This is a genomic window from Pseudomonas sp. PDM20 (assembly GCF_014852575.3).
Classification (GTDB): domain Bacteria; phylum Pseudomonadota; class Gammaproteobacteria; order Pseudomonadales; family Pseudomonadaceae; genus Pseudomonas.
Genome location: NZ_CM181224.1, coordinates 737,361 through 750,149, shown reverse-complemented (window position 1 = coordinate 750,149; position 12,789 = coordinate 737,361). Strand labels below are relative to the sequence as shown.

The 12,789-nt window shown below is 67.8% G+C and carries 15 protein-coding genes; 5 read left to right on the top strand and 10 right to left on the bottom strand.

Annotation, left to right across the window (positions count from 1 at the left end; translation table 11 throughout):
- Positions 1–3: 3 nt before the first annotated feature.
- Genes rsfS through IB261_RS03690 form a run of 3 tightly spaced genes read right to left on the bottom strand, consistent with a single transcriptional unit; the run spans position 4 to position 2,298 of the window.
- On the bottom strand, positions 4–357 hold the full coding sequence (rsfS, locus tag IB261_RS03700; protein WP_024763994.1) for a ribosome silencing factor: 354 nt from the start codon (positions 355–357) through the stop codon (positions 4–6).
- 19 nt (positions 358–376) lie between these two features.
- Complete coding sequence (gene nadD, locus IB261_RS03695; protein WP_081517141.1) at positions 377–1,033, bottom strand: nicotinate-nucleotide adenylyltransferase; 657 nt, start codon at positions 1,031–1,033, stop codon at positions 377–379.
- Positions 1,033–2,298, bottom strand: a complete 1,266-nt coding sequence (locus IB261_RS03690) for a glutamate-5-semialdehyde dehydrogenase (RefSeq protein ID WP_192224561.1) — start codon at positions 2,296–2,298, stop codon at positions 1,033–1,035. The genes nadD and IB261_RS03690 overlap by 1 nt, the downstream gene beginning before the upstream one ends.
- A 299-nt stretch (positions 2,299–2,597) precedes the next feature.
- Between IB261_RS03690 and IB261_RS03685 the strand changes: the two genes are divergently transcribed.
- A complete protein-coding gene (locus IB261_RS03685) occupies positions 2,598–3,824 on the top strand; it encodes an alpha/beta fold hydrolase (protein ID WP_192381489.1) in 1,227 nt (408 codons plus the stop codon).
- 36 nt (positions 3,825–3,860) lie between these two features.
- On the opposite strand, the gene IB261_RS03680 is transcribed toward IB261_RS03685, so the two are convergent.
- Complete coding sequence (locus tag IB261_RS03680) at positions 3,861–4,715, bottom strand: class I SAM-dependent methyltransferase (protein WP_192381488.1); 855 nt, start codon at positions 4,713–4,715, stop codon at positions 3,861–3,863.
- A gap of 63 nt (positions 4,716–4,778) precedes the next feature.
- Between IB261_RS03680 and IB261_RS03675 the strand changes: the two genes are divergently transcribed.
- Both IB261_RS03675 and IB261_RS03670 read left to right on the top strand, forming a co-directional pair.
- Complete coding sequence (locus tag IB261_RS03675; RefSeq protein WP_192381487.1) at positions 4,779–5,498, top strand: DNA-3-methyladenine glycosylase; 720 nt, start codon at positions 4,779–4,781, stop codon at positions 5,496–5,498.
- Positions 5,495–6,811, top strand: a complete 1,317-nt coding sequence (locus IB261_RS03670) for a bifunctional DedA family/phosphatase PAP2 family protein (RefSeq protein ID WP_151189296.1) — start codon at positions 5,495–5,497, stop codon at positions 6,809–6,811. The genes IB261_RS03675 and IB261_RS03670 overlap by 4 nt, the downstream gene beginning before the upstream one ends.
- A 7-nt stretch (positions 6,812–6,818) precedes the next feature.
- Here IB261_RS03670 and IB261_RS03665 read toward each other — a convergent pair whose 3' ends face one another.
- Positions 6,819–7,733: a LysR family transcriptional regulator gene (locus IB261_RS03665; protein ID WP_081517135.1), complete on the bottom strand. Its 915-nt coding sequence runs from the start codon at positions 7,731–7,733 to the stop codon at positions 6,819–6,821.
- A gap of 103 nt (positions 7,734–7,836) precedes the next feature.
- Here IB261_RS03665 and IB261_RS03660 point away from each other — a divergent pair, with 103 nt between their 5' ends.
- Both IB261_RS03660 and IB261_RS03655 read left to right on the top strand, forming a co-directional pair.
- Positions 7,837–8,124: a putative quinol monooxygenase gene (locus IB261_RS03660; protein ID WP_017521835.1), complete on the top strand. Its 288-nt coding sequence runs from the start codon at positions 7,837–7,839 to the stop codon at positions 8,122–8,124.
- Between the two features lie 25 nt (positions 8,125–8,149).
- Positions 8,150–9,163, top strand: a complete 1,014-nt coding sequence (locus IB261_RS03655) for a zinc-binding alcohol dehydrogenase family protein (RefSeq protein ID WP_081517134.1) — start codon at positions 8,150–8,152, stop codon at positions 9,161–9,163.
- A gap of 199 nt (positions 9,164–9,362) precedes the next feature.
- Here the strand turns inward: IB261_RS03655 and IB261_RS03650 are convergent, their stop codons facing one another.
- The 5 genes from IB261_RS03650 to IB261_RS03630 all read right to left on the bottom strand — a co-directional run bounded on the left by IB261_RS03650 (position 9,363) and on the right by IB261_RS03630 (position 12,784).
- Complete coding sequence (locus IB261_RS03650) at positions 9,363–10,169, bottom strand: cobalamin-binding protein (protein ID WP_192381486.1); 807 nt, start codon at positions 10,167–10,169, stop codon at positions 9,363–9,365.
- Positions 10,169–10,585 (bottom strand): MFS transporter, encoded by a 417-nt coding sequence (locus IB261_RS03645; protein ID WP_192381485.1) that lies wholly within the window; start codon positions 10,583–10,585, stop codon positions 10,169–10,171. The genes IB261_RS03650 and IB261_RS03645 overlap by 1 nt, the downstream gene beginning before the upstream one ends.
- A complete protein-coding gene (gene ribA / locus IB261_RS03640) occupies positions 10,582–11,211 on the bottom strand; it encodes a GTP cyclohydrolase II (protein ID WP_081517131.1) in 630 nt (209 codons plus the stop codon). The genes IB261_RS03645 and ribA overlap by 4 nt, the downstream gene beginning before the upstream one ends.
- 137 nt (positions 11,212–11,348) lie before the next feature.
- Positions 11,349–11,993, bottom strand: a complete 645-nt coding sequence (locus tag IB261_RS03635; RefSeq protein ID WP_081517130.1) for a retropepsin-like aspartic protease family protein — start codon at positions 11,991–11,993, stop codon at positions 11,349–11,351.
- A 5-nt stretch (positions 11,994–11,998) separates the two neighbouring features.
- Entirely contained in the window at positions 11,999–12,784 is a 786-nt protein-coding gene (locus tag IB261_RS03630) for a substrate-binding periplasmic protein (RefSeq protein ID WP_192381484.1), read from the bottom strand.
- Between the last annotated feature and the right edge of the window lie 5 nt (positions 12,785–12,789).

Sequence of the window (12,789 nt, the reverse complement as noted above, 5' to 3'; positions counted from 1 at the left end):
GGCTTACTCGGCGCTGTGCGAGGCGCGGCTCTGCTCGGCGCCCTGCCACAGGCGTTCCAGGTCATAGAACTGGCGGGTGGCCGGCTGCATGACGTGGACCACGACATTGGCGAGGTCGATCAGGACCCACTCGCCGCCTTCCTGGCCTTCGCTGCCGATCGGGCGCACGCCCTGTTCCTTGACCTTTTCCAGGACGTTGTCGGCCAGCGACTTGACCTGACGGCTGGAGGCGCCGGTGGCGATGACCATGACGTCGGTGATGCTGGTCTTCTCGCGCACGTCGATGACGGTGATGTCCTGCGCCTTGAGATCTTCCAGGGCGGCGATGGTCAGTTCGACCAGTTGTTCGGTTTGCATGTATGACTCTCTAGCTTGATCAGTGAGACGCCTGGTACAGGCCGTGCGCCTCGATATAGTTCAATACCGCATCCGGCACCAGGTAGCGCACCGAGCGCCCCTGCGACAGGAGTTGGCGGATCTGGGTGGCGGATACTGCCAGCGGCGTCTGCCAGACGAAGGTGATCTGCCCGGCGGGGCCGGTCATCGCCTTCGGGTCGGCAACACTGCGCGCCGCCAGCAGGTCGCGCAGGTCTTCCGGCGGCTCGCTGTCGGCATCCGGGCGCTGCAGCACGACGATATGACAGTGCTCCAGCAACTCTTCCCAGCGATGCCAGGTCGGCAGGCCGCAAAATGCGTCCCAGCCGACCAGCAGGAACAACTGGTCCTGCTCATCCAGCTCCCCACGCAGCGACTCCAGGGTGTCGATGGTGTAGGAGGGTTTGTCACGCTTCAGCTCGCGGTCATCGACCACCAGCGGGATCACGCCGGCTACTGCCAGCTCGACCATCGCCAGCCGCTGCTCCGGTTTCACCTGGGGGGTGTCGCGGTGCGGCGGGCGGAAGTTGGGGATCAGGCGCAACTCGTCGAACTCGAACTGCTCGGCCATCTCCAGCGCACTGCGCAGGTGACCGATGTGCACCGGGTCGAAGGTGCCACCGAACAGACCGACCCGACGGGAACGCGCCTTGTTCATCAGGTCCGCACGTGTCCGTCGCCGAACACCACGTATTTCTCGCTGGTCAGGCCTTCCAGGCCGACCGGGCCGCGGGCGTGCAGCTTGTCGGTGGAAATGCCGATCTCCGCGCCCAGGCCGTATTCGAAGCCATCGGCGAAGCGGGTCGAGGCGTTGACCATGACCGAGGCCGAGTCCACTTCGGTGAGGAAGCGGCGGGCGTCGGTGAAGTTCTCGGTGATGATCGCATCGGTGTGCTGCGAGCCGTAGGTGTTGATGTGCTCGATGGCCGCGTCGAGGCCGTCGACAATACGGATCGACAGGATCGGCGCGTTGTACTCGGTGCGCCAGTCTTCCTCGGTGGCTTCCAGTACGTCGGCGCCCAGCAGCGCGCGGGTGGCGGCATCGCCACGCAGTTCCACGCCCTTGTCACGGTAGATGGCGGCCAGCGGCGGCAGCACGCGGTCGGCGATGCCGGCGTGAACCAGCAGCGTCTCCATGGTGTTGCACGGCGCGTAGCGCTGGGTCTTCGAGTTGTCGGCGACGCGGATTGCCTTGTCCAGGTCGGCGGCGACGTCGATGTAGACGTGGCAGATGCCGTCCAGGTGCTTGATCACCGGGACCTTGGCGTCACGGCTGATGCGCTCGATCAGGCCCTTGCCGCCGCGCGGAACGATGACGTCGACGTACTCGGGCATGGTGATCAGCGCGCCGACAGCGGCGCGGTCGGTGGTTTCCACCACCTGCACGGCGCTGGCCGGCAGGCCGGCGGCGGCCAGGCCGGTCTGGATGCACGCAGCGATCGCCTGGTTGGAGTGGATCGCCTCGGAGCCACCGCGCAGGATGGTCGCGTTGCCGGACTTCAGGCACAGGCTCGCGGCGTCGATGGTCACGTTCGGACGGGATTCGTAGATGATCCCCACCACGCCCAGGGGCACGCGCATCTTGCCCAGCTGGATGCCGGACGGCACGTAGCGCATGTCGCGGATCTCACCGATCGGGTCCGGCAGCGAAGCGACCTGGCGCAGGCCTTCGATCATGTCGTCGATGCGCGCCGGCGTCAGGGCCAGGCGGTCGAGCATGGCGGGCTCCAGACCGTTGGCACGGCCATTGGCCAGATCCTGTTCGTTGGCTTCGGTCAGCTGGGCGCGGGCGGCGTCCAGGGCATCGGCTGCGGCCAGCAGGGCTTGGTTCTTCTGCGCGGTCGTGGCGCGCGCGACAACGCGCGACGCTTCACGGGCGGCGCGGCCCAGGCGGCTCATATAGTCGAGAACGGACTCGGTCATGATCTAACGCGTCTGCGTGAGGGAAATGCGCAAGTATAGCGGGAGCGCGCCCTCAGCGGCCAGCCACAGCAGCCGGCCGGTCAGCGACGCGCTTCGCGTAACGCCAGCGCCCGTCATCCCCCGCCCGCCGGTTACATCCGACACTCCCCGCCTCTCCCTGCCGCCCGAAGGTTGGGTAAACAAATTCGTATCGGCTGGTTACTTTGCAAGCATGGCTCATTGCCCCCGCAGCGTTCGCATTGCCAGGGAGGCACGCCAGGGAAGAACAACAAGAGGCGGTCCACCGCCGGAGAACTGCCATGCGCTATCGCACCGATTACAGCGCCCAGTCCCTGACCACCGCCCCGGCGGTGCTGGAACTGGACGGTTGGCAACTGCACTACCAGGCCTTCTCTTCACGGGAGGATGACACCCGCCCGCCGGTCCTGCTGCTGGGCGGCGCGTTCCAGAGCTTCCGCTCCTTCGCCAGCGAGGTCTCGGAGCTGCTCGCCGGGCACCCGGTGATCCTGCTCGACCTGCCCAGCCAGGGCGGCAACCTGCAACTGGCGCCAGAGCTGAGCCTGGAGGACCTGGCCGACCTGATCGCCGCCTTTGCGCAAACCCTGCAGCTGCCGCCGCTGATGCCCATCGGGCTGTCCTACGGCTCGGCGCTGGCCGCGCTGTTCGCCGCCCGCCACCCGGCGCGCTGCGGCCGCCTGCTGCTGGCCGGCATCACCGCCTTCGGCCGCCCCGGCGCCCGCGCGCTGCTGGTGGAGGCCCTGGCGCGCCTGGAGCTGGGCGAGCAGACACCTTTCGCCCACGGCGTGCTGACCGGGCTGATCAACCCGCTGCGCCTGGCCGATACGGGCGTTTCCCCGGTATTCCGCAAGGCCCTGCTGCGCCAACTGCAGCGCCTGACCCCGGCGGAGATCGAACGCTACCGGCAGAACAGCCAGCGCCTGCTGGCCTTCGGCGGCTTCGACCGCCACCCGCAGTGCCCGACCCTGGTGCTGGCCGGCGAGTACGACCACTTCACCCAGCCCTGGGAGCATGCCGAATTTGCCCACGCCTGCGCGGATGCCGAGTTCGCGCTGATCCACAACGCCGACCACCTGGCCCAGTTCGAGCGCCGCGATGCCTGCGCGCGGCTGTACAACCCGTTCCTGCGCGGTGAAGCACTGCCGCGCAGCGCCGCCGGTAGCACACGCTTCCAGCGCCAGCAGCTGCTGCACCTGGAACGCCGCTTCGAACCGCGCCTGGCGCCGGCCGACACCCGCGCCGTGCTGCGCAACGGCGAAGGTGGCGAATGGCGCTGCGAGCTGGCGGAGCTGGGGTATTTCGGCGGACTGGTCCGCGTCGAGCTGCCGGCAGATCGCCCGGCGCGCGGCTGGAAGCTGGCCGCCGCGGGCCTGCCGGAACTGGATATCCTGCCGCTGCGCTACTGCGACGATGGGTTGGCCTTCATCTTCGCCCACGGCGACCCGCAGGCCAGCGCGGCGCTGGCGGCAATGGTGGTGCCGATGCAGCAGGGCGCGTGCGCGGCTTGAGACGCGACGGCGTATGACCACCAGAGGTCGTACGCCCTACACCCGTGCTTCGATCACCCGCACCAGGCTCGGAATCCGCCCCTTGGGCAACCCCAGCCCCGCACCATCCACCTGCGGATCGAGCACCCATACCCGACCGAACCCGCAGCCGCTGAACGCCTGCTCGATCTCGCCGGCACTGCGGTAATGCAGCGGATAGCCGCCACGGGTCAGCCGGCCGATCAACCCGACGCCCCAGCGGATCTGCCGGTAGCGCGGGTGTTCGCGCAGGTCGGGGTACAGTTCGGTCAGGTAGGTCGCTTCCGGGAACACCCGCAGGGCGGCCGCCAGACGGCGCCAGAAGCCCTCGATCACCGGGCGCTGAAAGTAGTTCACCAGCCCCTCGGTAATCACCGCTACCGGGCGGTCGCGGTCCAGCTCGGAGAACAGCGCCGCCAGACTCTGCTCGCCCTGTTCGGCAAGGATATCCACGGCCCGCACGCGGTGCTTGCCGTCCAGCCAGCCCTGTTCCTGCAGCAGCGCAGACTTGCGCGCCGCCATCGGCGGCAGGTCGGCTTCAATATAAGTCAGCTGGGGATAGCGCTCGCGGAAGCGCCGGCCACGGGGCGAAAGCCCGCAGGCGATCTCCACCACCTGGGTAACACCGCGCAATTCGATGGCCTGGGTCAGCCGGGCATCGATCAGCAGGTGACGTTGTAACAGGAAGTCTTCGATATTCAGCCCGAAGCCGATCCGCGCCCCCCAGTTGATCGGCGCCACGCAGCCATGCACCCAGCGGCCGAACGCCGTGGCGAAGGCTGGATCGGCCAGTTGGTGGCGATACCAGACGTAACCTGTGTAATGCGCGCTGGGGGTGATGTGGGCGCTGTCGGCCCGGATCCGTTCAGCCATGCTTAAGAATCTTGTTGTTATGATTCCCCAGCCTAAGACCGGCCCGAGAACCGCGACAATCCGATGCCCGCCGAACCCAACCTAAGTTTGCCCTGGCCCGATGCGAACCCGCTGCCGGATGCCTTCTTCAACCGCGACGCCCTCACCGTCGCCCGCGAGCTGCTGGGCAAGGTGATCCGCCACCGGGTCGGCGAGCTGTGGCTGTCGGCGCGGATCATCGAGACCGAGGCCTATTACCTGGCCGAAAAAGGCAGCCACGCCTCGCTGGGCTACACCGAGAAGCGCAAGGCGCTGTTCCTCGATGGCGGGCACATCTACATGTATTACGCGCGCGGCGGCGACTCGCTGAACTTCAGTGCCGGCGGTGCGGGCAATGCGGTGCTGATCAAGTCCGGCCACCCCTGGCTCGATCGCATCTCCGGAGACGCCGCCCTGGCCTGCATGCGCCAGCTCAACCCCGCCGCTGACGGCAGCGAGCGCGCGCTGGGCAAGCTGTGCTCCGGCCAGACCCTGCTCTGCCGCTCCATGGGCCTGAAGGTGCCGGACTGGGACGCCCGGCGCTTCGACCCGAAGCGCCTGTTCGTCGACGATCTCGGCGAGCAGCCCTCGCTGGTCATCCAGGCCGCGCGCCTGGGCATTCCCCACGGCCGCGACGAACACCTGCAATACCGCTTCGTCGACGCCGCCTTCGCCAGCTTCTGCACGCGCAACCCTTTGCGTCGCGGACAGGTCGAAGGCCACGACTACCACCTGCTCGGAACCCAGGACGCTACCTTCCGATGATCGATCTCGCCGCCTTCAACACCTGGATGGCCACCCATCCGCAATGGCTCGCCCTGGTCCTGTTCCTGGTCGCCTTCCTCGAATGCGCCGCCGTCATTGGCATCATCCTGCCCGGCGTGGTGATGCTCTTCGCCATCGCCGTGCTGGCCGGCAGCGGCGCCCTCGGCCTGGGGGAAACCCTGGCGCTGGCGTTCTTCGGCGGCTTGCTGGGCGATTTGTCGTCCTACTGGATCGGCCGCCACTTCCACCAGGACATCCGCCGCCTGCCGGTGCTGCGCCACCATCCGGAATGGATGGCCGCCGCCGAAGGCTTCTTCCACCGCTACGGCGTCGCCAGCCTGCTGGTGGGCCGCTTCATCGGTGCGCTGCGGCCGTTCCTGCCGATGATCGCCGGCATGCTCGACATGCCTTTCGGCCGCTTCCTGGCCGTCTCCATCCTGGCCGCCGCCGGCTGGTCGATCGCCTACCTGGTGCCCGGCTGGGCCACCGGCGCGGCCATGCGCCTGCCGCTGCCCGAGGGCTTCTGGCCGGAGGCCGGGGTGGTCGCCGCCTGCGTCGCCGCGGTGCTGGCCCTGATCATCCACGCCGAACTGCGCAAGGAGCGCAAGGCTGCGCTGATCGGCGCCGTCGGCTGCTTCGCGCTGCTGATCGCCATGCTGATCGGCTGGCCGCACCTCGACGCCCTGGACAAGGGTCTGATGGCGCTGGTGCAGGAGCACCGCCACGCCTGGCTGGACGATGTGATGGTGGCCGTCACCCGCGTCGGCGACTTCCGCACCCAGTTCATCGCCGGCGCGCTGCTGGCTGTTCTGCTGGCCGCGCTGCGACTGTGGCGCCATGCGTTCTTCGCCGCCGGCACCATGGTCGGCACCGCCCTGCTCAACACCACCCTCAAGCACCTGTTCAGCCGCGCGCGCCCCGAAGTGATCGCCGACCCGCTGTCCGCCTTCAGCATGCCCAGCGGGCACAGCTCGGCATCCTTCGCCTTCTTCCTGGTGCTTGGCGTGCTGGCCAGCCGGGAAAAATCCCCACGTGTACGCCTGACCTGGATGCTGCTGGCGGTGATCCCTGCCGCCAGCATCGCGCTGTCGCGCGTGTACCTGGGAGCCCACTGGCCCAGCGACATCATTGCCGGCGCCCTGCTCGGCGCCTCGGTATGCGCCGCCAGCCTGTGGATAAGCCAGCGCCGCAGCGAGCTGCCGGCCCTGGCGCCGCGCATCTGGTGGAGCCTGCTGCCGACCGCCATGGTACTGCTGGCGGTGGCCAGCGCCTGGGGCCTGTCCGCGGCGATCCACCGCTACACGCCGCTCTGATCCCGCGTCAGGTCCAGGGGCGCTCGCGCATCAGTTCGGCGCAGCGCAACTGGACGAACTCGCGCAGCTGGGTCACCGCCCGGCTGAGCTGGGCGCGGTGGGTGCAGAACAGGTTCATCGGCGTGGCCTCGCCCAGGTAGTCCGCCAGCGCCACTTCCAGCCGACCGGCGCGTACGTCGGCCGCGACGTCCAGCCAGGACTTGTACACCAGCCCCTGCCCCGCCACGGCCCAGCGCCGCACCACATCGGCATCGTCGCAAAGGCGGTCGCCGCGCACCGCCACCACATGCTGCTTGCGGCTGTCGCTGAAGCTCCAGCGCTCATGGGCGCGCCCGCCGAGCATGTAGAGCAGGCAATTGTGCCGGTGCAGCTCGTCCGGATGTGTCGGCTTGCCATGGCGTGCGAAATACTCGGGAGCGGCGCAGAGCACGCGGCGATTGTCCGGGGCCAGCGGCAGCGCCACCAGGTTCGAATCACCCGGCTGGCCGAGACGGAAAGCCACGTCCACCGGCTGCCGGTAGAGATCGGCCTGGCGGTCGCTGATCAGCAGGCGCAGGTTCATCCGCGGGTGCAGCGCCTGGAATTCGTCGAGCCAGGGCAGCAGCACGTTGCGGCCGAAGTCCGACGGCGCCGAGACCTGGAAGTTGCCGGCAATCTCGCTCTTGCCGCCGGCCAGCAGCTGGCGGCCGTCGTCCAGGCTTTGCAGCGCAGCACGGGCGTGGGCCAGGTACAGCTCGCCCTCGGCGGTCAGGCGCAAACTGCGAGTGGAGCGGGCGAACAGGCGCACATCCAGCTCGCTTTCCAGGCGCTTGAGCGCTGCGCTGGCCACCGCCGGCGACAGCTCCAGCTCGCGGGCGGCGGCGGAAAGGCTGCCGCGCTCGGCGGTGCGGACGAAGATTTGCAGGTCGTCGAAACGCAGCATTTTCAAAAATCCTTTGAAAGAGACTCTCTACTTACGCGGTTTTTCTTCCCAACGAAAGAGAGCAGCATGCCCTCACCTTCCCCGCCCCACTGGAGATACCCGGATGAGCCTGACCCTGATCGCCATCATTCGCGCCAAGCCCGGCCGCGCCGACAGCCTGCAGGAGCGCCTGCACGGCATGCTCGCGCCGTCCCGCGCCGAGGCCGGCTGCCTGCAGTACGACCTGCACCGCGACATCAAGGACGCCGAGCTGATCTACATGATCGAGCAGTGGCGCGATGAGGAAGCCCTGGCCGAGCACGAAGCCAGTCCGCACTTCCAGGCCTTCGTGAAGGCCGCCGAACCCGATCTGGCGGAACTCGATATCCGCCTGATGAACCGCATCGACTGATCGCCTCGAACGCATAGGAATTCCCATGAAAGCCATCGGCTATACCCAGAGCCTGCCCAGCAACGACGCCAATTCCCTGCTCGACATCCAGCTGCCCGAGCCCACGCCCGGCCCACGCGACCTGCTGGTGGAAGTACGCGCCATCTCCGTCAACCCGGTGGACACCAAGGTGCGCCAGCGCGCCCAGCCCGCCGAAGGCCAGTACAAGGTGCTGGGCTGGGACGCCGCCGGCGTGGTTCGCGCGGTGGGCAGCGAGGTCAGCCTGTTCAAGCCGGGCGACAAGGTCTGGTACGCCGGCGACCTGACCCGCCCCGGCAGCAACGCCGAGCTGCAGCTGGTGGACGAGCGTATCGTCGGCCCGATGCCGCAGAGCCTGGATTTCGCCCACGCAGCCGCCCTGCCGCTGACCACCATCACCGCCTGGGAACTGCTGTTCGACCGCCTGCAGGTAGCCGAAGGCAAGGCCAGCGCCGGACAGAGCCTGCTGATCGTCGGCGCCGCCGGCGGTGTCGGGTCGATCCTCACCCAGCTGGCGCGCCAGCTCACCGGCATGACCGTGATCGGCACCGCTTCGCGTCCGGAAACCCAGGAATGGGTGCGCAACCTCGGCGCGCACCACGTGATCGATCACCGCAAGCCGCTGAGCGAAGAACTCAAGCGCATCGGCGTCGGCGAAGTCACCCACGTGGCCAGCCTGAACCAGACCGAGGAACACCTCGCCGAGATCGTCGCCAGCCTGCGCCCGCAGGGCCGCCTGGCGCTGATCGACGACCCGCTGAACCTCGACGTGCGCCTGCTCAAGCAGAAGAGCCTGTCGCTGCACTGGGAGTTCATGTACACCCGCTCGATGTTCCAGACCGACGACATGATCGAGCAGCACAAGCTGCTGCAGCGAGTGGCCGGGCTGATCGACAGCGGCGTGCTGAAGACCACCCTGGGCGAGCACTTCGGCAGGATCGACGCCGCCAACCTGCGCCGCGCCCACGCGCTGCTGGAAAGCAACACGGCCAAGGGCAAGATCGTGCTGGAAGGGTTCTGAGCCACCACCTCGTAGGGCGCATAACCCGGAACGGGTTATCCGCCGCCGCGGCGGATAACGCCTTAGGCGTTATGCGCCCTACGAGGGTGGCGTCAGGGGAAGTACCTGTGCACGGCTGTTCGCGAGCAAGCTCGCTACAGTCGGCCGGGCGCACTGGTGTGGCTTTTCGTAGCGAGCTTGCTCGCGAACCCCGGCCAGCTCAGTCGTTGGCCTTGGCCCCGGCCAGCAACCGACAGAGCTTCTCGGTCGCGTCGAGCATCGCGAAGCTCGGTTTCTCCAGGTTGCGATCCGGCACCACCCAGAGCTGCTTGAGCCGCGTGGCGCTGAGTTGCTGCATGCCGGTCCAGCTGCGCAGTTGGTCGTCGCTGGCCGCCAGGATCACCTGGGGATCGCGCGCCAATACCGCTTCCTGGCCAACCTGCGGCGCGGGCAGGTCAAGATCGGCGAACAGGTTGCGGCCCCCGCAAACCTCCAGCGCCTCGCTGATGATCTGCTGGCCACCGACGGTATAGAGCGGGCGATCCCACACCTGATAGAACACCTTGAGCGGCTGCTCGCGGCGGTACTGCGCCCGCAGCTGCGCCATGCCCGAATCGAAGGTTTCCGCCAGTTCACGGCCCTTTTCCGCCCTCCCCAGTCGCTCGCCCAGCTCGCGGAACTGTCGGGCGATATCCTCCAGACGGTGCGGATCGGCCACATAGACCGGGATGCCCACAGCCTGTAGACGCTGCAGCTGCGCTTCGGGCACGGCTCCAGGCCAGACCAGCAGCAGGTCAGGCTGCAGGGCAAGAATCTGTTCGAGGTTGACCTGGCCGTAGCGGCCGACGGACGGCAGGTCTTTCAGGGATTCCGCGCGCGGCCCGCCATCGAGCAGACCGACCAGCCGGTCGGCGGCGCCCAGTTCGAGGACCATGTCGGTGAGTGAAGGCGCGAGGCTCACCACCCGTTCCGCCGCCGCGACCGGCGGGCCGGCAAGCAGCAGGAGCAGGCAGAGGAAACGGCGCATCAGGCCAGTTGGCGCGGCAGGCGGTACAGCCAGAGGATGACCAGGCTGGCGAAGCCCAGCAGCAGGACGGGCACGCCATGCAGGTCGACCAGCACCGCCAGGGCGCCGATCCAGGCCGGCAGGCTGCCGACCAACGCGCCACGGCGCTGCGCGGCGCCCAGCGCCTGCCAGGCGGCGGGTTCATCCACGCCGTCACGGGCCTTGCCGGTGGCAATCAGCGCATGCTTGTAGCGGCGGAACAGCGGCAGGGTGAGGAACATCGACAGCAGGCCGACGACGAACACCGGCGTGGCCAGCGACTCCGGCCCGGGCGCTTCGCCCACCAGCGCCAGCATCAGGTGCTGCGGCGCCAGCGCGAGCGCCAGCAGCAACCACCAGAGCAGATTCAGCCGGCGCCGGGCAGCGGCGCGATTCACGAAGCGGATGCCTCGGCCTCGGCTTCGCCCTGATGCATGTTGCCCAGCATGTGGCCCAGCTTTCCTGCCTTGGTCTGCAGGTAACGCTTGTTGTGCGGGTTCAGGCCCTTCTGCAGCGGCACGCGCTCGGCAACGGTCAGGCCATAGCCTTCCAGCGCCTTCACCTTGCGCGGGTTGTTGGTCATCAGCCGCAGCGAGCAGACGCCCAGGTGCTTGAGCATCGGCAGGCACATGGCGTAGTCACGCTGGTCGGCGCCGAAGCCCAGGGCCAGGTTGGCTTCCACGGTATCGGCACCTTCGTCCTGCAGGGCGTAGGCGCGGATCTTGTTGAGCAGGCCGATGCCACGGCCTTCCTGGCGCAGGTACAACAGGACGCCGCGACCTTCCTTGGCGATGGCCGACAGCGCGCCCTCGAGCTGGAAACCGCAGTCGCAACGCAGGCTGAACAGCGCATCGCCGGTGAGGCACTCGGAATGCAGACGCCCCAGCGCCGGCTGGCCGTCGTCGAGCTTGCCCATGGTCAGGGCGACGTGTTCCTTGCCGGTTTCCTCGTCGAGGAAGCCATGCATGGTGAATTCGCCGAAGGGGGTGGGCAGCTTGGAGGCGGCGACGAAAACGACAGACACCGGAAACTCCTGAAAGATTTATCTAAGGAAGGAGGACCGGGATTGTAACAGCTGCGCCGGCCGCACCGTCATTGCGAATTCTGCAAGATAAGCATCGATGCTTTTGATAGAAGTCACGGGGACTGCAGACTACGGGCTCAGTGCTTGGCCTGGATGTACATCATGCCCTGGTCTTCGCGCCAGCCGACGCGGTTGAGGTAGCTCATGCCCAGCAGGATTTCGGTGGGGAAGTCGCCTTCGAGCACCACCGCCTCGACCCCCAGCACCTCGACGCCGCCGAGCTTCACGCTATTGAGCGTCACCCGCCAGCCCTTGGCCGTGCCGCTGGCGGTGGAGGCCATCATCGGCGTACCGCCGGCGCGGTAATCCAGCCCCAGGCGCCGGGCCTGACCTTCGTTCATGGCGATCGAGGTCGCGCCGGTGTCCACCAGGAACTGCGCATTCTGGTTGTTGATCGTGCCGGCCACCCAGTAATGGCCGCCGGTTCCGCGGGCGATGCTGGTCTCGGCGTGCGCGGCCGGCGTGGCATAGCCGGCCGTGTTGTACTCGCGGCTCAACTCATAGGTCTGCTCGACGCCGCCCACGCGCAGCACCGCCTTGTGGCTGTCGGCACTGACCACCTGCACGCCTTCCGGGCCGGTCTGGCCGACCTTCACCAGCTTGCGCTGGCCATCGATGCTGAGCACCGCGGCACCGGGGAACAGCCCCACCACCTGCACCTGAGGCGCCGCTACGGCAGCGAAGGAGCAGAGAGACAGGCAGATCAGGGCGGACAGGCGCATGGCGATCACTCCTTGGGCGGCAGCAGCGGTTTCAGCGGGGCGTAAGGCCAGTGCCAGCGGGCGAAGATGCGTTCCAGCTCGCCGCTGCGGTAAAGCACCTGCATGCGTGAATCATAGAGTTTCGCCAATGCCCGCCCACGGTCGTTGTTGGCGAAGCCAAGATACAGCGCAATGGTGCCGATATCGGTGATGTGGTACTCGCTGGCATCAACGCCCCTGGCCTCGATCATCTCTTCCAGCTCGGGCCGCGCGTCGATGAAGTAGTCGATGCGGTGGCCGTCGAGCATTGGCAGGGCCGAGCTGCGCCGTTGCAGCTCGTTGCGCTGCTTGAGGTGGTCCAGGTAGCGGTCGAACGCATAGCCGCGCATCCACGCCAGGCGGTAGCGGTCGAGCGTGGCCAGGGTCGGCTGGGGAGAAGTCTTCAGGCCCAGCGCGCCGATCGGATCGACGTCATAGGGCCAGTGCGGATAGATGATGTGATCGATTTCGTTGCGGTAGGAACCGACCCAGGCGTCCGCCTCGCCGCGCTGCACCAGCCCGACCGAGCGCACGTAGGGCTCGCTGCGCAGGCTCAGGCGCACACCTTCGGGTTCGTAGATGGCCCGCAGCAGATCCCAGGCCAGGCCACTCCCGTCTGCCTGGCTGTAGTTGACCCAGACTTCGCTGACCACCCGGACTTCCGCGGGCAGCCCGGCAGGCGCTTCGGCGGCCTTGTCAGAGGCCAGGGCCGACGTCAGGGAAGTCGCCGGCAGCCAGCACAGGCAGAGGAGCAGGCACAGCAGTCGGCGCATCGATC